The sequence below is a fragment of the Sorangiineae bacterium MSr11367 genome (assembly GCA_037157805.1).
GTDB lineage: Bacteria > Myxococcota_A > Polyangia > Polyangiales > Polyangiaceae > Pendulispora > Pendulispora rubella.
In genome coordinates this window covers 6,623,324-6,643,904 of sequence record CP089983.1, presented here as the reverse complement: position 1 = coordinate 6,643,904, position 20,581 = coordinate 6,623,324, and the positions used below count along the sequence as shown (strand labels likewise).

The window sequence follows — 20,581 nt, the reverse complement described above, 5'->3', positions numbered from 1 at the left end:
GGCGGGACCGGCGCCATGCCCGGTTCGGAAGCCAAGGATCGCCATTTCGCTTGGCGATCCTCGCATGGGGGAGGGACTAAGGCGCCGGCCTCGCCGGGGTTGTTCCGCTGCCGCTGCTCGACGGACGGCCCCTTGCGAGTTTGTAATATTCAGTCCGCCTTTACGTTTGTGAGGATGATGATATGACGCCGAAGTTGAGTCGATTGGGGAATGCGGCCGAAGATGTCACGGGGGCCGAGAGTCCGGATTTCATTACGTCGGTGGCGCGGGCCTTTGCCGTGCTGCGGAGTTTCAAGCCGCAGGAGCGCTTCGTCGGTGTGCGTGAAATCGCGCGCCGCACGGGCCTCCCCAAATCGACCATCGGGAGGCTTTGCTATACCCTCACGCAATTGGGGTATCTGGAGTTTCTCCCTGCCGAGGAGAAGTATTCCCTCGGCATCGGCGTCCTCTCCCTGGCGCAGCATTACCTCGCCGGACTGGACGTGCGCGCGGTGGCGCGGCCGCTGATGCAAGAGTTGGCCGAGGAGGTGCACTCCACGGTGGCCCTCGCCGCGCGCGATGGCGACCATATGGTGTTCATCGAGATTTGCCACGGCCACCAGCTCTTTCGCATGAGCCTGGACGTCGGCGAACGCGTTCCGCGTGGCACCACCGCACTGGGTCGCGCCGGCCACGTAGGCCTGCCGGAGGACGAGCGGGCGCGCGTGCTCGCCTCGTATTTGCGCGGCGTGCCCGAGCCCGAATGGCCCAAGATTCAAAAGGGCCTGCGCCGCGCGGTGGAGGACTACGAGAAATACGGATTCGTTTTCTCCGTGAGCGAATGGCGCAACGAGGTCTCCGCCGTCGGCGTGCCCCTCATTGGCAACGACGGCAAGCTGCTCTCCTTGAGCTGCTTCGGCCCCGCCCCCGAACTCCCCCGCGAACGCCTGCTCGAGGAAATCGGCCCCAAAGTTGCGCAGCTGCGCGATCGCATCAAAGCCAAAATGGGCGGCTAGAAGATTGAGAATTACAGGAAGACGGGAAGACGGGAAGGTTTTGAGTTTCCAAGGCGCCCCGTGAGCGAATTGGAAAACCCCAACAAGCGTTCCGCGCAGTCCGTGCCGTAAGTCCTTCCCGTCTTCCCGTCTTCCTGTTCAAATCCCCGTGTTTCCACTGACGAGAATGAGGTCGGCGAGTTCGCGGAAGGCGCCGTGGCCTCCTGCCGCGTGGCAGATGTAGTGGACGCGTTCGAGGACGGAGGGGTGGGCGTCTTTGGGGGCTGCCGTGAGGCCGCTTCCGCGCACCACGTCGAGAATCCCGAGGTCGTTCACGTCGTCGCCGATGTAGGCGATTTGTTCGAGGGAGAAGCCGGTGTCTTCCACGATGTGCGGCAGGTGGCCGCGCTTGTCGTGGATTCCCATGTAGCAGAGCTCGATGCGCAGTTTCTCGGCGCGCGTGGAAACGATGGAGGAGCGCTCGCGTGTGAGCAGGGCCGTGGCGATGCCTTTTTCGCGCAGGAGCTCCACGCCCATGCCGTCGCGCACGTTGAAGCGCTTCATGGCCTCGCCGGCGGCCGAATAGTAAACTCCTGCGTCGGTGAGCACGCCGTCGACGTCGCTGATGACCAGGCGGATCGCGCGGGCGCGTCGTAGAAGCTCGTCTTTGCCTATTTGGCTGTCCATCCGCCGTCCACGATCAGGTTGGTGCCCGTGACGTACGCCGATGCATCGCTTGCGAGAAACAGGATAGCACCGCGGTAGTCGTGCGGGTAGGCCATGCGGCCGAGGAGCGTTCGGCTCGCATAGCTCGAGACGAAGTGAGCATCTTGCCCGTTGGCCACGCCGCCCGGTGAGAGCGCATTCACGCGCACACCGACCTCGCCCCAATACGCGGCCAGGTACCGGGTGAAGGCGAGGACGGCACCCTTCGACGTCGGGTACACTGGCGACTTGAAAAAGGTCTGCTCGCCCTCGGGCGTGCGGTACAAAGCTTGGTCCGGGGCGACCACGCCGTAGGTGGAGGCTACGTTGATGATCGAGCCTCGGCCCGCCTTCGCCATGTCGGCGCCCACGATTTGCGACACGAGAAAGACGCCGGTGACATTGACGTCGAGCGCACGGCGAAAGCGGCGCAGGGCGTAGTTCTCGAAGCGCGATTCTTCCAGCGCGGCCGCGGGCGACTCCACCTTGTCGTCGATGGCCGCATTGTTGACCAGGATGTCGACCGTCCCGAAGTTCGCGCGCACGCCGTCGCGGAGCGCGAGAAGGCTCTCGGGATCGGTCACGTCGGCATCGACGGCCAGCACCTGGGGCGCACCCAGCGCCATCAGCTCTTCGACGAGCGCGGGTGCGGCGCCCGTATCGAGATCGGTGACCACGATGCGTGCGCCGCCGCTGGCCAGTGCACGGCAGTGCTCTTTGCCGAGCAAACCCATGGCGCCGGTGACCACCGCCACCCGGCCTCGAAGATCGAAGAGCGCGTTCATCGCAGGGGCACTCCGTTTTGCGCGGCGAACGCCCACGTCTTTGGCGCGGGGCGCGTGTCGAAGTTCGAGGTGCGCCGGAACATGGGCTCGATGGGCTCCCCGAGCAGCGACTCGCGCAGGCGATTCGCGCTCACCGCATCGCGCAGGCCGGCGAGCGCCTCTTCGTAGACCGCGAGCACGCGCTCCACGTCCGCACGCCCGTGGGCGTACGAGACATTGTGGAAACCACCCCAGAGCACACCGCGCCGCACGAGCTCCTGCTGGACGAAGGACTTCATCAACAGCGAGTGCTCGCCGTCGAAGACGACCATGCTGCGCGCGTCCGGCCCGACGGCCCGCGTGTACTCGAGGCCGAGGCGCCGCGCGATGGCGTTGTACCCATCGCGAAGCTTGCGGCCCTGGGCCGCGAGGTGCGCGAGAACGTCGTTCGCGCGCATCTCGGTGAGGGTGGCTTTCGCCGCGGCCAAGGACAGCGCCTCCCCGCCGAACGTGGTGAAGAAGAAGACGTCGCGCTCGAGCAGCCGCATCACGTCACCGCGTCCGGTGAGCACCGAGAGCGGCATCCCATTGGCGATGGCTTTGGAGAAGCAGGCCAGGTCCGCGGTGACGCTGAAGTGCTCCTGCGCGCCGCCCAGGGCCAGGCGAAAGCCCGTCCACATTTCGTCGAAGACGAGGAGTGCCCCACGGCGCGTGCAGAGTGCACGCAGTTCCTCGAGGAACCCGGCGCGCGGCATCTCGAAGACCACCGGCTCGAGAATGACGCACGCCGTATCGTCGTCGAGGGCGCGCTCCACCGAGGCCAGATCGTTGTAGTCGAAGGTGTAGGTCAGCGCGGCTACCTCGTCGGGGATGCCCCGCCGGCGATCGGTCACCGCGATGTACCAGTCGTGCCAACCGTGGTAGCCGCAGGTGAGCACCTTGCTCCGGCCAGTGAAGGCTCGCGCGAGGCGCACGGCGGCGCTGGTGGCATCGCATCCCGTTTTGCTGAAGCGAACCATGTCCGCGCCGGGGACGCATTCGTGCACGAGCTCCGCGACCTCCACCTCGAGCGGATGCATGAGGGAGAAGGTGATGCCATCCTCCAGCTGCTCGCGAATGGCGCGGTCGACGGCGGGGTGGCCATAGCCCAGCGAAAGCGGCCCAATGGCCATCTGCAGATCGATGTACTCGTTCCCATCGACGTCCCACACGTGCGAGCCGCGACCGCGTTGCAAATACTTCGGCGCGACGCCGCGCACGTATTGCCCCGGGCCCTTGGCCAAGGTCTGCGTGGCCGCAGGAATGAGCTCTTTCGCGCGGGCGTAATAGTGATTCGACTTTTCCAGATTGGGCACGCTCCACACGCGATGATCGCTCGCGCGCCGCGCCAGCTCCGTGAGAACGCGTTTGGCAATGGCCTCCGCGGTGAATCCCTCGTAGGCGAGGACGTCGCCCAGCAGGGCAGGGCGGAACCAGCGCTCCAGCGCAATGGGAAGCACGCGCGCGGTGATGCTGCGTGCCATGAGCGTCTCGGCCACGATGGTGCAAAGCCCGCCCGTGCGCAGATGGTCCTCGGCGACCACGAGCAACCCAGTCTCCTGGGCCGCCCGCACGATGGCTCGCGCATCGACGGGCGCCAGGGAGCGCATGTTCAACAGGCGCACGCGAACCCCGGCCTCCTCGAGAAGATCCCGTGCGCGCACCGCCTCGCGCAACAGGAATCCATACGTCAGCAACGTCACGTCGCTGCCTTCGGAAAGCACTTCGGCGCGCCCCAGTTCGAAGCGCGAGGTATGCGGCGCCGCGGCCGGGCCCGCGTAAAAGCGAACGTACGTCGGCTCGCGCGAGCCGATGATCACGGGCATCGCGGCCACGAGCTCCTCGCCGTCGGCCGGGCAGACCACCTGCATGCCCGGCACCGCGCGCATCACCGCGATGTCCTCGATGGCCTGGTGCGTCGGCCCATTCGCCTCCGACAGAAAACCGGGAACGCCGCCCACCAACGTCAGCGGCAGTTCCGCAATGCCGATGTCGGTGCGCACGAACTCGAACGCTCGCAGGGTGAGAAACGTGGCCAGCGCGTGGGCCACCACCCGCCGCCCGCGCAGGGCCAGACCCGCGGCGGCGCCGATCATCGTCTGCTCGGCAATGCCCACGTCGATGAAGCGATCGCCCAGCTCCGCGGGCACGTTGCGGATGGCGGCGCGGTTTTCCGCCGTCATCACCACCAAATCGGGATTCTCGCGCGCCAGCGCGAGCAAGGTCTCTTCGTAATTCATCGCACCATCAGCCCTTCTGATTGAATGTGGGCCCGCTGCCCGAAGTGCAATTCGGCGAGCAGCTGCTCGACCTCGTCCTCGCTGAAGTTGCAAAACCAGCGATCGGCGCGCTGCTCGATGCTCGGGAGCCCCTTGCCCCGGACGGTGTCGCAGACGATGACCGTGGGGCACGTGCCCGCGTCCTCGCGCAGCGGCGGCAGTTGCTCGAAGGCCGACGCGAGCGCATCGTGATCGTGCCCGTCCACGCGAAGCACGCTGGCCCCGAAGGCGCGGAATTTGTCCTGGAGCGGCTCCAGCGGGATCAATTCTTCCGTGCGCACGTTGGCCTGGAAATGATTGCGATCGACGATGGCAATGAAGTTGTCCAGCTTCTTGGCGCTGGCCACGAGGAGAGCCTCCCACACGGAGCCCTCGTTCAACTCCCCGTCGCCGAGGACCACGAACACGCGGCTGCGGCCACCGCGCATCTTTGCATCGAGCGCAATGCCCATGCCCACCGACGCGAGGTGCCCGAGCGATCCCGAGTGAAACTCGATACCCGGGACCGCGCGATTGGGATGCCAATACAGGTAATCGTTCGGGCGAAGATGATTGGCGAGCCGCTCCCTGGGAAAGAATCCCAATTCGGCCAAGGTGCCATAAAGCGCGGGCACGTCGTGGCCTTTGGAGAGAAGAAGGTAATCGCGATCCGGATCGTCCATCGTCTCGGGTTGGACCCGCAGCACGCGCGTGTACAAGTGCACGAGCAAATCGGTGCACGAGAGCGAGGCGCCGATGAAGCAGCCGCCGCGCGTGGACATGCGGATCACGTGCTCGCGCACGCGGAGGGCGAGATTTTCCAGGGATTGGCGTTCATCATGGGAGAGGCGCATGGTCGTCCTCCGGTGCGAGTCGGGTGTCGGCGAGGCTCTTGGTGCGAAGCTCGCCCAGGTGATGCCGGTACCAATTGACACCGGCGTAGCGCGCGTGAATCTGCAGCAGCTCGGGCCGGCGCTCGAGCAAAGCTAGAATGTCCTCGATGGGAAAGGGCCACGCGTTGGGAATGTGCAATTCCTCGAAGACGCGGGCGACGAATAAGTAGTCTTCCTCGTAATCCACGGTGAATCGGTGAGAGCGCGACAGGTCCAGCCCCGTTTCCCAGCGCACGTTGAGGAGCGTGAACTTGTCCGGGTTGTCCCAGAGATACGGCGTGGTGTGCTCCCGGTCGAAGGAGCGCGTCGCCTCACGGTGGGCGCGGGCGAGGGCGCGCATGGTCATCACCTCCACGTCGTTGCCGTCGGGCCAGGATGGCGGGTGGAGGTTGCTCGCGTAGTCGACCCCCGACGCGTGCAGGAAGGTGCTGATGACCCGATCGATCGCGTCGGGGTCGATGAGCGGGCAATCGGAGGGGATCTTCACCACCACATCGGCCTTTTTGGCGGCGGCCAAGCGGTAGTGTCGATCGAGCAAGTCCGTGGGGTGCCCGCGGAAGACGTCGAAGCCCGCCCGGCGCGTCACCTCGGCGACGGCGTCGTCTGCCGGATCCGTCGTGGTGGCGACGACCAGATCAAAGGCCGTTCGCGCCGCGTCGATGCGCTCGAGCTGGCGCACGAGCATCGGCTTGCCCGCGAGCGGGCGGAGCACCTTCCGGGGAAGGCGGCTCGAGGTGGAACGCGCTTGTACGACGACCAAGGTCTTCATGCGACTCCTCTCGACGGACGCCCCCACAGGATGGTTCGAAGGTGGACGACGCGTGTGCGCCGGGTAAGTTCGCGGCAGACCTGGGCGATCCGCTTGGCCGAGTTGCCGCCGTTCTGCAACGGCGCAAGCTCGCGGAGCTCGGCGCTGTCATGATTGGAATGGACTTCTTTGCCCAGCGCTAGACCGACGAAGGCCGTCGAAGACCATTGCGTGATGAGCACCGAGCAATTGGCAATCATGGCCTCGGTGTTGCCCGAGGCATAGACGTGCGCGTTGGGCGCCCATTTGCGGATTTCGGCCGTGGAGCGCCGGGCGTTCTCGTTCGGGTGGAGCTTGAAAAGCAGGGTGCGCCCGGCGGCGATGCGCACTGCGCGTTTCACCAGCTCGCGCCGGTCGTCGCGTTTGAAGGTTTCGCGCGTATCCGACGTACAGACGAGAACGTAATCGTGAAGGGGAAAGTCGTTGTCGTGGAATCGTTGGCAATCGTCGAAGTTGGGAATGCCGGTCACGCGAATGCGCGAAGGGTCGGCGCCCATGGCCACGAAGTGCCGCTTGTAGCCTTCACTGGCCACGCAAAAGCGATCGTAGATGCCGCTGGTGCCGGTGAGGGTGGTGCCGGAGAGCCAGCGGGGAAGGCGTGGAAAGCGTTGGCAGAGATGGCTCATGAAGCCGGGCGGGTCCAAAATGCCTTCTTGCACCACGACGAGCGGCCCCCGGCGGGCGATGCGCGGCACCACGAGATCGGTGCAGCTGACCACGAGATCGTAGTCGCCGCGGCTGCCGTGCATGTCCACCTCGAGACGGTGATCGTGCAGGTAATCCAGGCAGCGTTTACGAAGTTTGTCGCCGCAGATGGTCGTTTCGGTCAAGCCGAGGCGGCGCAGCGTTTCGACGGTGCGGTCGCCGAAGAACGGCGAAAAGGAGGCCTTCCACTCGCGGAGCTCGCGCGCGACGGCGTGCATTTGCTTCGTTTGGTTGAGCGATCCGCCGATGAACAACGCGCGTCTCATGTCGCTATGCCTTGCCTTTCGGTGGCGAGGGGGCTTCGTGGCGTCTCGCTCGCGTCGTCACTTTTTCGGCTGGATAGCCCGAACGCCAGGAAGCCAATGGCCATCGTGAGCACCTCGCGTCCGCGTTTGACCAGGACGAACCCGGTGGCGATGACCGTGGCATGCGGGTCGCCGCCGCCCAGCAGCGTGAGGTAGCCGATGTCCTGAATGCCGACGCCCGCCGGGGCGAAGAATGCGACGGCGCGAAGGATGGAGGCACTGGCCTCGATGGCCATGACGTGCGCGAACGGCGTCGTCGCGCCAAGGAGGTGGAGGATCGCGTAGGCCTCGCACGACTCGGCGACCCACACGCCGCCGAAGAGAAGCGCGGGGCCGAGCATCGAGCGCAGGTTCGCGCGCAAGAGCATCGATGCGGAACCATCGACCACGGAGGCCTGGCGCTCGCCCTTGTGGAGCAAGCGCTGGAGCGCCCCGATGCGCGCGGGCACGATGCGGCCCAAGAAGCCGAGAACGCGCCCCGCCAGCGAGCCGGAGCCGAAGGCGGCTCCCACTGTGGTGGCCGCGATCAGCGGCAGCAGCGCGGAGGCGAGCACCAGCCACGGCAGGTACGGGATGGTCTGCGCGCGGGCCGTGAGAAGGCCCCATCCCGCGAGGGCGCTGAGGACGATCCACGCGGCGTGCATGCGCATCAAGAGCACGCGGCGCACGGCGAGGACGGCGATGCTTTCGCCTGCGGGCACGCCGGCGCGCTTGGCCAGAACGAGTGCGGCGACCGGCTCGCCGAGGACCCCGCCGCCCGGCGTACTCAGCGCGACCGCCTCCGAGGAGATGCGCGCGAGCGCCGCGATGCCCACGTGCACCTGGCGCGAGAGTCGCGTGAAGAGTGCGCGCTGCGCCGCCGCATCGAAGAGCACCGCCGCGGCAACCGGCACGAGCACCAGCGCGAGCACCGGACCCCTGGCCGCGATGAGGCGTGCCGCATCGCCCAGCGCCCCGCGCGGAACCATCGTCAAGAAGAGCATGACCGCGCCGGCCGCGAGCGTGATGCGCAGGGCGGTATTGCCCGGACGGCGTGAGCGCTCGTACCACACGATGGCGGCGGGCAGCACGAGCATTGCCGCGCCGAGGCAGCACAGCTCACCGAGCACCGCGAGGAGGCCGAGGCCGCGAATCGCTTGATTGATCGACCCGACCAGCGCCAAATAACCGAGCATGGTCGTGGCGCTGCACAGCACCACGGCCCCGCCCACGCTGCGCATCGAGTGCACGATGGACTCGACCCCCGCCTCGCGGTCCACGGCGTAGCGCTGCACGACATTCACCGCGTAATCGGCGGCAATGCCGAAGGTGATCGGCAGCGCGATGAAGTTGAAGAAGTGAATCTTGATGCCGAAGACGGCCATGCAGCCGACGAACCAAGCCACGCCGAGCGCGAGGCTCCCCAGGGCGAGCAGCACCAGCCTCCCGCGCCGAAACATGAGCACCACGGCCACGACGGTGAGCGAGAGCGACAGCGCCACCGCCCGCGGCTCGTCGCGCAGCACGGCACCGAGCATGTCGGCAAAGATGACCGGCCGGCCCGTTCCGCGGATGGTGTCGCCGTTGGGCAAGGTGGTCGTGCGCACCGCCTGCGCGAGCTCCAGCAGGTAATGCAAATCCGAATCACTGCGGTGGGCTGCGGTCTCCACCAGCACGAGCCGGCCCACCGAGCCGTCGCGCAACGTGAACGGGCGCGTGACGGCATCGGGCAACGCGGAGAGCTCGATGGGGTCGAGGTTCTCGGGCGGCACCATGGGCGCCAGCGCATTCCAATCGGCATCCGAGATCGCGCCGCGGTCGCGCGCCCGCAGAACCAGCGCGCGAAGATCTTCCAGCACCGGGATTTTCGCGGCCTGCCCCTCGGGTACGAAGTCGAACAGCGTGTGAATGGCATCGAAGGGCTTTTCGCCCGCCGGTGCTGCATCCCGACGCGCCTCCAGCGCCCGGGCCAGCGGCCGCACCTGATCCATCGTGTCGCAGAGCACCACCAGCCCCGATTCGAGCCCGGTGCCGAGCACACTGCGGGCCAGGCTGGCCACGCGGTACATCTCGGACGCATTGCCCCAGCCGCGCTCCCGCGCCGCCGTCGCGTCGCCGAGATCGTTCTGCAGGCGCCGCATGTCGTACTCGATGGGATCCTGCGCGAGGTAGCGCGGCAACGCGACGCCGCCCCCGATGGCCAGGAGCACACCGGCGATGGTGACCAGCCGCGGGGCCCTGGTGACCAGCGCCACGAAGGGGAACTCGAACGGGATCTGGATGCGCGGGCGAACGGGCCGCACCCGCTCGATCAGCACGAGAAGCGGCGGAACCACGACGTAGGTGGCCACCCAACAGGCGACCATGCCCACGGCGCCGATGAGCCCGAAATGCTTGAACGCGCGAAATTCCGTGACCCCCAGGGACCCGTACGCGGCGCTCGCCGCCAGGGCCACGGTGAGGGTAGCCGGCCATGTCGTGCGGTGCGCATCCTCGATGGCCGCCTCCAACGTCGCCCCGGCGCGCCGTGTTTCGAAGTAGCGTGCCAAGTAAAGTACCGCGAAATTGAGCCCATTGCCGGCGACGATGCTCACCAGGAAGCCGGTCGCGACATTCAAATGACCGATGGTCAACTTGGTGACGCCAAAGGTCCACGCGAGCCCGATGGCGATGGCCACGCCCGTCGCCACCAGCGCGCGCACGCGCAAGAAGAAGAGCGCCACCACACCCAACACGAGCCCGACACCGAGAATACCGACTTGCGCGAGGTCATCTTTGACGGCGCTGTATTCCGCCAGCCCGGTGACCAGATCGCCCGCGTAGCCGATTTGAATCGCGGGGGAAGGCCGCACCCGTTCCACGGTGTCACGCACCAGCGCGAGCGCTGCCTGTGCCCGCGGCAGATCGCCCGAGGCGATCGACGTTCGCACCACCACGACCAGCGTGTGTCCATCCGCCGATTGGAAATACCCATCGGGGCGCTGCTCGTCCGTGCGGGCCGTCTCGCCGAAGCGTTGGCGAAAGGTCTCGGCGGTGATGCGCGGCGGGACCTCCTCGGAAAGATTCTGCCCGAGCCGCTCGTTGACCTCCCAGTCCCAGCGCGCCTGAAGGTCGTCGCGGAGTTGCTCGAGATCCTGCTGCGGCACGAACAGCCCCGCGCGCGGCAGCAGAAAACGCCGTGCCTCGTGCACACCGTCCTCGGCGCCCAGCAGCCACGGCGCCTCGGGCGCGCGCGCCCGCACACTGCCCACGATGGCATCGGCATAGGCGCGCAGCGCGGGCGTTTCCGCGCCCTCGAGCACGACGAACACATGGGTGCCGACCGCCACGTTTTCCTCGAGCCGCCGCAGCTCCACCACGCTGGGCTGCCCCTCGGGCAGCAGCTGGTCGAAGCGCGTCTTGAGCTCGAGCCGCGAGGCGAGCACCACCCCGACGAGCGCCGTCAGCAGGCTCGCGACGAGCACCGCCATGGGACGGCGAAGCTGAATCCCCACCCAACTACGCCACATGCGAATCCCCCACCATGGTTTCGTCCGACTCCTTCACGGGAAACGACCGAAACGAATGCACGTGCTGCGCGAAATACCCAGTTGGAAACGTCTCGCCGTCCCCCAGGCCATACCCCACGGGCTTTTCCGGCCGCGGCAAGTGCGCGGTGCCGAAAAGCCAATCCCAAACGGCAATCTTGGTCGCGAAGTTGAATCCCGTGCCGCGATAAATCCGCGAATGGTGCCATCGGTGCATTTCCGGGCCATTCAAGAAATACTGCAGCCACCCGCTCCGTACATCGATGTTCGAGTGGATGTACATGCCCCACGTTGCATCGAGCACGCCCTTCATCAGGGCCACGTCCGGGTGTGCCCCGAGCAGCACGATGGGGGCATATTCGATGGACTGATTGATCAAGATCTCCAGCGCATGGGAGCGCGAGCCCGATAGCCAATCGACGTCATGCCCGGAGTGGTGCGCTTCGTGGATGCGCCACAAGAATCGATTCTTGTGCTGCAAGCGATGGAACCAATAGATGTAAAAGTCGTGGGTGACCCAAAAGAACGCCAGTTGCAGCGGAATGGGCCACCCCGAAACCAAGCCAAGGCGCGAAAGCCCCGTGCGCTGGTCCAGCCAGCGAATGAGCAGGCTGATGACCAAGCCCAAGATGTAACTTTGAATCAGTGTGTACCAAAAGAAGTCCAGGAAGAACCCCTCACGAAACAACTTCTGCCCGCGATCGTACGGATGGATCCGTTCGAGCGCGATGATCCCCAGGGCCCATGCCACGATGAGGATCGGTGAGAGGATCTCCCAGGCCAAATTAGGCAACTCCGTTGATCTCGTGGGGGTGGCTGGCGCCGTTCATTTCGATGAGGTCCGTGCGAACGCGGCGCAGCTTGGTGCGTGCGGCGTGCTCCAGCGGGTAGACGTGTTTCACGCCGTCGCCCATCGAGCGCTCGATGTCGCGGATATTGGTCAGCAGGCGCACCAGCCCACCGATTTCCACCGACGCGGCTTGATCGGTCCCCCACATCGCGCGATCCAAGGTGATGTGCCGCTCGACGAAGCGTGCGCCCATGGCCACCGCGGCGCAGCTCGGGGCGAGACCTACCTCGTGGCCCGAATAGCCGATGGGGCAGGTGGGAAAGCGCTCGACGAGGGTGCCGATCATCCGCAGGTTCAGGAGCTCCGGCGGACATGGGTAGAGCGACGTCGAATGTGCGACGAGAAGATCGCTCACACCCACGGCGTCGACCGCCGCGTCGATCTCCTCGATGGTGGACATGCCGGTGGAGAGCATGAGCGGCCGGCCCGTGCGCTTCATTTTGCGAATGAGCGCATGGTCGGTGAGCGACGCCGAGGCTGCCTTGTAACAAGGCGGTTCGAATTGCTCCATGAAGTCGACGGACGGCTCGTCCCAGCAGGAGGCGAACCATAGGATGCCGCGTCCGCGGCAATAGCGATCGATTTCCTCGTACTCATGTACGCCGAGTTCGATTTTGCGTCGATAATCGATGTACGTGAGACGCCCCCACGGCGTATCGCGCTCGATGTGCCACTGAGCTTTGGGTACACAAAGCTCGGGTGTTCGCTTTTGGAACTTCACCGCATCGCAGCCCGCGGCCAGGGCGCCGTCGATGAGCTGTTTTGCAAGGTCCAGCGAACCGTTGTGGTTAATGCCAATTTCCGCAACGAAGAACACGGGGCAGCCGGGTCCGACGTCGCAATCACCGATACGAACGAGCTGGCTCACGCCGTAACGCTATAGGCTCTGTATTGTGTCAATACGGCATCGGTTTCAAAAACATCGCATGTTGCGCGAAACGGTTTCGTGACTAGCCGGCGTCGTCCTCGCGCAATACACCTTCACGCAATACGCCTTCGCGCAATACCGTGAGGATGGGGCGCGCCTGGGCGAGGGTGCGATCGAACAGCGAGAGCTGCTCCGGATCCTCGAAGGCGGCGGCGAAATCCTCGGGTGAAAGGGCGCGTGATAGGCGCGCGGCGAACGTCTCGCGCAACAGGCGCACGTAATACTCCGTATCGTAATCGCGCGGATCGGGCACCGCGGTGGCGTCGTTGTCGTCGGCATCGGGATCTGGCAACAGCGCGGCGCGGCTGCCGGTGGCGCGGTAGACGCGCACATGCTCGCCCGATGTCCACGTGGTGCGACCGCTCGCCAGAACCGCCTCGTAGGAGTGCTCGCGCCGTTGTGCGCGCGTGGTCATGTAGTGCGCCGGCGACTTCGTCAGCCGAACACGCGCCGACACGTCGAATGTCGTCACCTCGCGCCGCCGCAGGGCGGTGACCATGGCCACGTACGCATCGCGAGCGCCCATCACATCGCCGCCCGTGAGAAGGGAAGCCAGCGCACGCCGCAAAAATTCCTCCCCGAAGGGCTCCGCACGGCTCGAACGAAAGGCCACACCGCGGAGCAGCAAAGGCCCAGCATACGGCTGCAGCGCGTAATTCTTCGGCTCGTGGGAGAGCATCGCCGCATAGCGCCCATCGAACTCCAGGTGCACCTGCGACGGCAGCAAGGTCGCCACCTCCGAAACGATGCGGCGCTCGTCCGCCTCCTCGAAGCCGTCCGGCACGGCGAAGTACACGCCGTCGGTGTCCGCCTCCAGCAAGGTCACGTCACGCCCGGCCAGCTCGCGGCAGAGAAGATCGAGCACCTCGCGCCCGCGCCGCGTCACCTCGTTGGCCGCGTGCACATCGGCAAAGCGCGTGAGCGACGAGGCGCCCATGTAGCCATAGGCCGAGTTGACCACGATCTTCATCGCCGCCGACATCGCCTCGTGCGTGTACCGCTCCGGCGAACCGGGCGGACACTCCTTGGCCTTCGCCTTCGCCGTGAGGCGCTGCTCCACGAGGCGGTCCACCAGGGCCAGCAGCACCCCGAGCCGATCGCGCCGCGGCCCGATGCGGTATTGCCGCATCAACGACGGATACAGGCTCGCCACGTCGGCCTTCACGATGCGCCGGGCAATGCCCGTGGCAAACAGGTACAGCGCCGCACCCTGGTGCGGCGTACCGTCGCTCGGTTGATGCGCGGGGAGCGCCGCACCGGCGCGCAGATACGCCCGCACGAGCAGCGGATCGAGCACCCCGGTGGCCGGTCCCGCATCGGCGAGCCTCTCGTACCGCCGCGGCGCCATCCGCGCGAGCGCAAACGCCGCCCCGCCAAGCAGCCGCGCAATGCCCGCCGCTTCGCGCACGTCGTCTTCCGCGTAGCGCCGCACCCGATCGGGATCGCGCCGGAACACCTCGTAGATGTGCGCCCCCGAAATGTGCTCCCGCTCCGGCCCCGCGAGCCCGAAATGCCGCGCCACCACCTTGAGCCCGTGGCCCGGCAGATCGCGCGCGGAAAAATCGTGCCGCCGCACCGCGTCCATGCTGTCGATGAACTCGCGCCCCGGCACCGTGTAGCGCGTGCGAAGCCGCGCCGAGGTCCGCGGCCGCAGACCCGGCAACCCCGCGCGCCCCAGCGCCAAGGGCACCCCGAGCTTTTGCGCGCGCTGCGCCAGAAAGGGCAAATCGAACCCCTGCAAATTGTGATTCTCGATCACATCGGGATCGCACGCCTGCACCCGCGCTACGAGCTGCCGCAAAAGCGTCGCCTCGTCCTCGTGGTGAAGGGTCTCCGTGCGCCCTTCCGGATCGCGCAGCGCAATCAGGAAAATGCGATCCCGTTCCGCGTCGAGCCCGGTGGTCTCCAAGTCGAGCTGCATCCTGCGCAGATCGTCGAACGCCAGATCGCGAAAGTACGTCCGCCCCGACGCGACCAAGTATTGCTCCTCGGGCGGCAGCGAAAAGACGCGATCCGGGCCCACGTCGCGCAGATGATCCACCGGTCGCCCGAGCCGCTTGCTCGCCCCGTAGAGCAGCGCCCGCGTGAGCGCGCGCCCATCGTTGGCGCTCACCAAATAGCGAAAGGTCCCCGGCCCATCGAGCTCCTCGTACGTCGCATCGCTCGGGCGCATGGCCAGGTCTTCGAGCGATGACAGCAGAAGCCACGGCCGGAAGCGCACGTTCTCGCGCACCAGGGCGCGGGTCTCGGGCAGCCGGCGCCACACGAACGCGCGGCCATCGGGCTCGGCCCACACCGAGACGATTCCCGGCGTCGGATCCCAGCCCCAGAGCCATTCGTCCTGTCGGGTGTTCATGAGGGTTTAGGGGTTAGGGGATAGGGGTTAGGGTGGGGAAGGAGAGGTTAGTAGTGTCTGTGCGTCTCGTTGTCTTCCTCGCTTTGACGGCAGCATGCTCCGGCTCGAGGCCGGCGTCCCGGCAACCCGTGGCCGAAGAGCCCCTCGTCCTCTCGCCCGCGCGCGATGCAGGGCCCGACGACGCGGTGGCCCCGAAGTCCGCGGGCCCCACGGAAGTATCGCAGCCCACGGCCACCGATTGCCCGCGTGGCCGCTCCGTTCCCTTTGGCTTCGATCTCGTGCCCGACAAAAAGCTGCGCCCCGAAATGCGGCAAGGCGTCCCCGTCCTCGAAAAGGTGCACTTCTCCATCTCCAACCTGGTGGGCGTCCCGCGGAACGTCGAAATCCTGGAGGTCGATCAACTCGGCGCCTCCAGGAGCGGCCCCCAAAGCGGGGCCTGGGGCACCGCGACGAAGCCCGATTGGGACTCTGCGCGGCCCATCGGCATTCGGCAGGCGTACTTCGAGGGCGGCACCTGGGGCCCGCCGGGCATGATGCTCATCTTGCCCGCGCATGCGCTCACGACCGTGATCGTCGAACTCAACACCATGCGCTTTTACCTGCCCAAACGCGGCATCCGTGTGCACGTCCGGGTCGATGGGCGCCCAGCTTGCTTCGATCAGCCCCTCCAAGTTGGCGGTGGCTTGCACTAGGATCTCCGGGTGCCCGCCCTCGCCACGCCGGCTTCGCCGTCGGATCGCTCCGCCTCGCCAAATCGGCTACCGGCCCCGCTTCTCTTCTTCATCAGCGGCCTCTCGCTCTACATGGGCGCCGCCCTCGCGGTGAATCTATTCCGTGAGCTCAGCCCGTCCGCCGTGGCGTGGCTTCGTCTCTTCGGTGCGGCCGTCGTCTTGCTCGTCTGGCGCAGGCCCCGCGTCTCGACCTGGCCTCGTCGTCGCCTCGTGCTCGCGGGCGTCTTTGGGTTGGTCACCGCAGTCATGAACATTGCGTTCTACGAGGCCGTCGCGCGCATTCCGCTCGGCACCGCCGTGGCCATGGAGTTCATTGGGCCCGTCGCCGTTGCCGCCTTTGGCTCGCGCACCAAGCGCGACTTCCTATCGCTCGCATTGGTGGCCATGGGCGTGGCCCTCATTGCCAAGGTCGAATGGAAGGCGAGTCCGCTCGGATTGTTATTAATCGGTATCGCCGCCATTCTTTGGGCCGGCTACATCATCCTCGGAAAGCGTGTGGCCAGCAGTGGGAGCGGGATCGACGATCTCGCCGTCGGTGCCGGCGTGGCCACCATCGTTCTCTCGCCGATCGGACTTTTGACGGCGCCCGTGTGGTCATCGGGGCGTCTTTTGCTCCTTGGCATGGGGGTCGGTGTCCTCTCCAGTGTCATCCCGTATGGCCTCGACCAGGTGGTCCTCGCGCGGGTGGGCCGTGCCCGATTTGCACTGCTTCTCGCGCTCTTACCGCTAACAGCGACGTTGATTGGCGTGATCGTCCTCCGCCAGATCCCCCATGTGACCGAACTCGTAGGCGCCCTCGCCGTGGTCGTCGGCGTCCTCTTTGGCTCGCGATCGTCCACGGCGCCTTCCGCTTCTTCCACGCGCAGTGAAGACATCTCGTCCAACTAGAAGGAAGAGTGACTCCGTTTACGGTACTTTGCGAGTGATATGCCCAAGACCGCAGCATATCCGGTAAAATTCGCCTAGATTAGAAGGGATGTACCGTGCGCCATGGGCCAAGTGGTTCCTATTGCCCGTTCCGCTGGTGATCCTTTTCATCATTGTCTACCTGCTCGCCGGTCCCGACAGTGCGGCGCTCGTGGCGGGCTGCATCCTTGCGGCCAAGCTCTTTACGTTGGTGTCGTTCGTGCTCGCCGCCACCCGTTTTTCTTGGGGTGATCGGCTGTTCGTGGCTTGGTGGCTCCTTGCGCTCAACATGACGGTTTTGCTGCTCAAGGACCTGTTCCTCGGACAATCCGGGGACGTGGTGGGAACGGGGTTTTCCATCGAGGAGCAAAGCTTCGTCGTGGGCGCCATGCTTGCGATTGCCAACACCGCCTCCACGGTGGCCATGGTCCTGCTCGCGCGTGCGTGGCCCGACTCGGGATTGGAGGCCGTGGCCACACCGTCGCCCGGTCAGCGGTTGCTCAAGCTTGCCGTGGTCCCGCTCGCGGTGCTCGTCTTCGTCGTGGCCATGCGCGAGAACGTGCGGCACCTCCCGCCCGATCTCCCGCGCACGATCATGCTGGTCATCATCCCGAACGTGGCCGATCTCGTTTGCCTGAGCCTCATCGGCCCGATTGCGCTCACCGCGTTTTGGCTTCGCGGTGGCGCGCTCTCGTGGCCCTGGGCTCTGATCGCATTGGGCAATGCCTTTTGGCTCGTGTGGGACCTGGCCACGTCGATGTCGCATCTCACGGGCGTCGCCGCCGAGGTGCTCCGTCTCTTGGCCCTGGGATACACAGGCAGCGCCGGACTCGAACAATGGTGGCTTCTGCGGCGCACGTCGGATTCCGAAACGCGCCTCGCGTAGAGCCCGAGCCTACGCGACTATTTCTTCACGCCGTACCCACCGAGGCCGTGCTCGAGCAGCGCGAAGGCGCGCTCGATCTCCTCGGCGATCTTCACGGGCGTGCGCCGTTTGCCGCCCGGCCATCCCGTCACGCCGCAGAAGGCAAGGTGGTTCATCACCCCCAAGAGCGCGGCGACGACGAAGGGCTCTGCATCTTCGCCATCCGTTCCGGTCTCCTCGGCCAGAAGCCGCGCCAAGGCCTCCTCGCGGCTTTGCGCCATCTGCCGAAAGCGCGCCAGCACGGTGGGCGCGCTCTGCAGCACCTTGCGAAACACCGCCCGCCGTTCGGGCGGCACATTGCGCAGCCGTTCCGCCGTCTCCAGCGTGTGCTGCCGCACCACCGAGAGAACCGACGCCCCCGCCGCGCGTGACCGGATCGCGCGCAACAGATCCTCGTCGACGAGCTCGCGCCGGAGCAGGACGATGTCCTCCTTCGTCGCGAAGTAGTTGAACACCGTCTTCGTCGAGACATTGGCCGCCGCGGCGATGTCCGCGACCGTCACGGCGTCGAACCCTCGCTCGGCGAACAGCTCCATCGCCACGTCCGCAATCGCGCGGCGTGTCTCGAGCTTCTTCCGTTCGCGTAGACCGAGATCTTGATTCATGGCTTGTCGAATCCGTTCACTGACGGTAAAGTTACTTTCAGTGTAACTCTTTCAAGGAGGGAAGGACATGATTCTCGTAAGCGGAGCCAGCGGGACCATTGGACGGTATGTCGTGAGCCATTTAAGGGCCAAGGGCGAGAAATTCAAAGCGCTCGTGCGCGATGAAGCGAAGGGGAGGGCACTCGAGTGCGACTTCGTCGTCGGTGATTTCGACCAGCCCGAGTCCATCGCCCACGCCATGCGTGGCGTCACCCGCTTCTTTTTGAACAGCAACGTGACCGATCGCGTGGTTCAGCAGCAGAACACGGCCATCGATCTCGCCGCGCTCGCTGGGGTCGAGCGCGTCGTAAAGCTGTCCTCGCCGGGCGCCGGCCCGGATGCGCCGATTCCACCTGCGCGCTGGCACGGCGAAATCGAGGCGCACCTGCGCGCCTCGGGGATCGGCTGGGTCATCCTGCAGCCGACGGTGTTCATGCAGAACCTATTTCACAATGCGGATACCCTGAGCGCGCAGCGGAAGATCTTCGGCTCCTACCGCGATGGCAAGATCGGCTTCATCGATGCTTACGACATCGGCGCATGCGCCGCGGCGGCCCTCACCGGCGCGGAGCACGTGGGCAAGTCCTTCATTCTGACGGGCCGCGAGCCGATCGACTACGACGAGGTCGCGCGGAAGATGACCGCCAAGCTCGGAGAACCGGTCACCTACGTGGACATGCCGGTGGAGCACTTCGTCGCCAATGCCGTGGCCCGCGGACTCCCGCCGAAAATGGCGGAGTTCTTCGGCAAGATGATGACCATGCTCGCATCGGGCAGCGCCGCGCGCAGAACCGACGCCGTGCGCGAGCTCACCGGACGCGAGCCGCGCACGTTCGAGGCGTTTCTAGACGACAACATCCATGCGCTGTTTACCAATACGTATTCATCTCCGAAATGAGCGACTTGGTAGCGCCGCCTTCGGGCTTCTGGAAAAAGTCCACCGCCACGTAATTCGGTTTGCGGCGGGCAATCGGGCCGCAATACCGCTCCACGCGATCGCGTAGCTTCGAGCCATTGTCGGCGCCGGCGTTTCCTTCGCTGGGAATGTCGCGATACTGATTCATCACGTGAAGCCGCACGAACCCCGGCTCCTCTTTGCCGAGCGGAACCTCGCCCCATCGGCTGTAGCACCGCATATCGTTTCCGGAGTTCGTGAGGGTCCAGTAATTCTCCACGGTCCAATCGCGATCGTACATGACGCCGTACGCCTCGCGCCCGGGCCGCTGCGAGAAGATGAGCAATCGCCGATTCTGAGCAATCAGCTGCGATACCGTCGGCCAGCCATTCTGGCGCACGCCGTTTTGGTCGGGCCGAAAGATCACGTTGGATAGTCCCGCGACCGATTCCACCGAGGCGCGGAGTTCGTCCACCGAGGTGTAGTCTTCGAGGAACAGGGTGACGATGGCGCTGGGGTTCGCGTTGAGGAACGCGAGGACGTCCGCGAGCCCCGCGCCAAAGGTGCGTTCGTTGCCCCAGCAGCTACCGTGGCACATGCGCACCCCGCCATTGTACGCATAGACATCGAGCTGCAGGGCGCGCACGCCCTGGTCCAACTGCGAACGAAGGCCATAGGACTGATTGGGAAATCGGCCCCAAAAGCCTTCATCGGTGTTGGCGAAGGCATTGTGCGTCGTGAGGAACGTCACCTGGTCGAGCCGCGGATCCGAGGGCATCGCCCGGCGCGGCACGGTGAGCCCCGAGAGGTACCATTCCGAGCCGACGCCGTCGTTCGCGCTGGTGACCAGCTCACGCCCGCTGGTCGGCGCCTCGTTCCACACGTGCAAGTAGAATGCGCCATTGGGATCTTTGACGCGGTATCGGTCGCCGCCGAGAGGCAGTACGTCCCAGTCGGCGAGGTACGTATCACAGCCTCCCAAAACGACTTTCGCTTGATCGCCATCGGCGGCGCGGGTCATGCACCAAGCGCCGTTGACGTTGCTCTTGATTTTGTAATGGGTGCCATTCTGTTGAAGCCACCATTGTTGGTTTTTGGCGGCGGCGTATCCATATTCCAAAATCGTTTGCCCTTGTTTCATCTCGGCGCCCGAGACATCGGCGACGAGTCCATTGGGCACGCTCTGGAAGATGAGCGGCACGTCCTTCGGGGGATCGTTGGCAAGCACGGCGAACATCGTCAGCGGGATGGCGAGTCGGTTCATGGCGCAGCGAGCGTACACGCGACGCGGGGCGTCGTGCGTGACGTAACGATGATGGTTATCATCGGAGGGGTATATGTCGCATACACCGATCGGGTCGATCATGCCTGATCGACCGGATCATGGGT

General features: G+C 65.7%; 17 protein-coding genes. 5 read left to right on the top strand and 12 right to left on the bottom strand.

The window, feature by feature from the left end; all coding sequences use genetic code 11:
• The first annotated feature begins 182 nt into the window (after nucleotides 1–182).
• On the top strand, nucleotides 183–995 hold the full coding sequence (locus LVJ94_25500; GenBank protein ID WXB10569.1) for an IclR family transcriptional regulator: 813 nt from the start codon (nucleotides 183–185) through the stop codon (nucleotides 993–995).
• Nucleotides 996–1,133: 138 nt separating this feature from the next.
• Here LVJ94_25500 and LVJ94_25495 read toward each other — a convergent pair whose 3' ends face one another.
• The 10 genes from LVJ94_25495 to LVJ94_25450 all read right to left on the bottom strand — a co-directional run bounded on the left by LVJ94_25495 (nucleotide 1,134) and on the right by LVJ94_25450 (nucleotide 15,091).
• A complete protein-coding gene (locus LVJ94_25495; protein WXB10568.1) occupies nucleotides 1,134–1,661 on the bottom strand; it encodes an HAD hydrolase family protein in 528 nt (175 codons plus the stop codon).
• The gene (locus LVJ94_25490; protein WXB10567.1) at nucleotides 1,646–2,464 is read right to left on the bottom strand and encodes an SDR family oxidoreductase; all 819 of its coding nucleotides are present in this window, start codon (nucleotides 2,462–2,464) and stop codon (nucleotides 1,646–1,648) included. The genes LVJ94_25495 and LVJ94_25490 overlap by 16 nt, the downstream gene beginning before the upstream one ends.
• Nucleotides 2,461–4,722, bottom strand: a complete 2,262-nt coding sequence (locus LVJ94_25485) for an aminotransferase class III-fold pyridoxal phosphate-dependent enzyme (GenBank protein WXB10566.1) — start codon at nucleotides 4,720–4,722, stop codon at nucleotides 2,461–2,463. The genes LVJ94_25490 and LVJ94_25485 overlap by 4 nt, the downstream gene beginning before the upstream one ends.
• Nucleotides 4,719–5,594 (bottom strand): transketolase, encoded by an 876-nt coding sequence (locus LVJ94_25480; GenBank protein ID WXB10565.1) that lies wholly within the window; start codon nucleotides 5,592–5,594, stop codon nucleotides 4,719–4,721. The genes LVJ94_25485 and LVJ94_25480 overlap by 4 nt, the downstream gene beginning before the upstream one ends.
• Entirely contained in the window at nucleotides 5,578–6,402 is an 825-nt protein-coding gene (locus LVJ94_25475; GenBank protein WXB10564.1) for a glycosyltransferase family protein, read from the bottom strand. The genes LVJ94_25480 and LVJ94_25475 overlap by 17 nt, the downstream gene beginning before the upstream one ends.
• Nucleotides 6,399–7,412, bottom strand: a complete 1,014-nt coding sequence (locus LVJ94_25470; GenBank protein WXB10563.1) for a hypothetical protein — start codon at nucleotides 7,410–7,412, stop codon at nucleotides 6,399–6,401. The genes LVJ94_25475 and LVJ94_25470 overlap by 4 nt, the downstream gene beginning before the upstream one ends.
• Complete coding sequence (locus LVJ94_25465; GenBank protein ID WXB10562.1) at nucleotides 7,409–10,939, bottom strand: MMPL family transporter; 3,531 nt, start codon at nucleotides 10,937–10,939, stop codon at nucleotides 7,409–7,411. Before LVJ94_25465 ends, LVJ94_25470 begins: the two co-directional genes overlap by 4 nt.
• Nucleotides 10,929–11,741, bottom strand: a complete 813-nt coding sequence (locus LVJ94_25460; protein ID WXB10561.1) for a sterol desaturase family protein — start codon at nucleotides 11,739–11,741, stop codon at nucleotides 10,929–10,931. The genes LVJ94_25465 and LVJ94_25460 overlap by 11 nt, the downstream gene beginning before the upstream one ends.
• Nucleotide 11,742: 1 nt before the next feature.
• Complete coding sequence (locus LVJ94_25455; GenBank protein ID WXB10560.1) at nucleotides 11,743–12,675, bottom strand: N-acetylneuraminate synthase family protein; 933 nt, start codon at nucleotides 12,673–12,675, stop codon at nucleotides 11,743–11,745.
• Between the two features lie 82 nt (nucleotides 12,676–12,757).
• Nucleotides 12,758–15,091, bottom strand: coding sequence for a ribonuclease H-like domain-containing protein (locus LVJ94_25450; GenBank protein WXB10559.1), 2,334 nt, complete (start codon nucleotides 15,089–15,091; stop codon nucleotides 12,758–12,760).
• Nucleotides 15,092–15,144: 53 nt separating this feature from the next.
• On the opposite strand from LVJ94_25450, the gene LVJ94_25445 reads away from it, so the two are divergent.
• From LVJ94_25445 to LVJ94_25435, 3 genes are all read left to right on the top strand, one after another.
• On the top strand, nucleotides 15,145–15,783 hold the full coding sequence (locus LVJ94_25445; protein ID WXB10558.1) for a hypothetical protein: 639 nt from the start codon (nucleotides 15,145–15,147) through the stop codon (nucleotides 15,781–15,783).
• 9 nt (nucleotides 15,784–15,792) lie between these two features.
• Nucleotides 15,793–16,710 carry an EamA family transporter gene (locus tag LVJ94_25440; GenBank protein WXB10557.1) on the top strand — a complete coding sequence of 306 codons (918 nt, stop codon included), beginning with the start codon at nucleotides 15,793–15,795 and terminating at the stop codon, nucleotides 16,708–16,710.
• Nucleotides 16,711–16,798: 88 nt separating this feature from the next.
• Nucleotides 16,799–17,614 (top strand): hypothetical protein, encoded by an 816-nt coding sequence (locus LVJ94_25435; GenBank protein ID WXB10556.1) that lies wholly within the window; start codon nucleotides 16,799–16,801, stop codon nucleotides 17,612–17,614.
• Nucleotides 17,615–17,631: 17 nt separating this feature from the next.
• On the opposite strand, the gene LVJ94_25430 is transcribed toward LVJ94_25435, so the two are convergent.
• A complete protein-coding gene (locus tag LVJ94_25430) occupies nucleotides 17,632–18,258 on the bottom strand; it encodes a TetR/AcrR family transcriptional regulator (GenBank protein ID WXB10555.1) in 627 nt (208 codons plus the stop codon).
• Between the two features lie 67 nt (nucleotides 18,259–18,325).
• Here LVJ94_25430 and LVJ94_25425 point away from each other — a divergent pair, with 67 nt between their 5' ends.
• Nucleotides 18,326–19,195 (top strand): SDR family oxidoreductase, encoded by an 870-nt coding sequence (locus LVJ94_25425; protein WXB10554.1) that lies wholly within the window; start codon nucleotides 18,326–18,328, stop codon nucleotides 19,193–19,195.
• On the opposite strand, the gene LVJ94_25420 is transcribed toward LVJ94_25425, so the two are convergent.
• The gene (locus LVJ94_25420; protein WXB10553.1) at nucleotides 19,167–20,456 is read right to left on the bottom strand and encodes an RICIN domain-containing protein; all 1,290 of its coding nucleotides are present in this window, start codon (nucleotides 20,454–20,456) and stop codon (nucleotides 19,167–19,169) included. The two genes, LVJ94_25425 and LVJ94_25420, sit on opposite strands and share 29 nt — an antisense overlap.
• Between the last annotated feature and the right edge of the window lie 125 nt (nucleotides 20,457–20,581).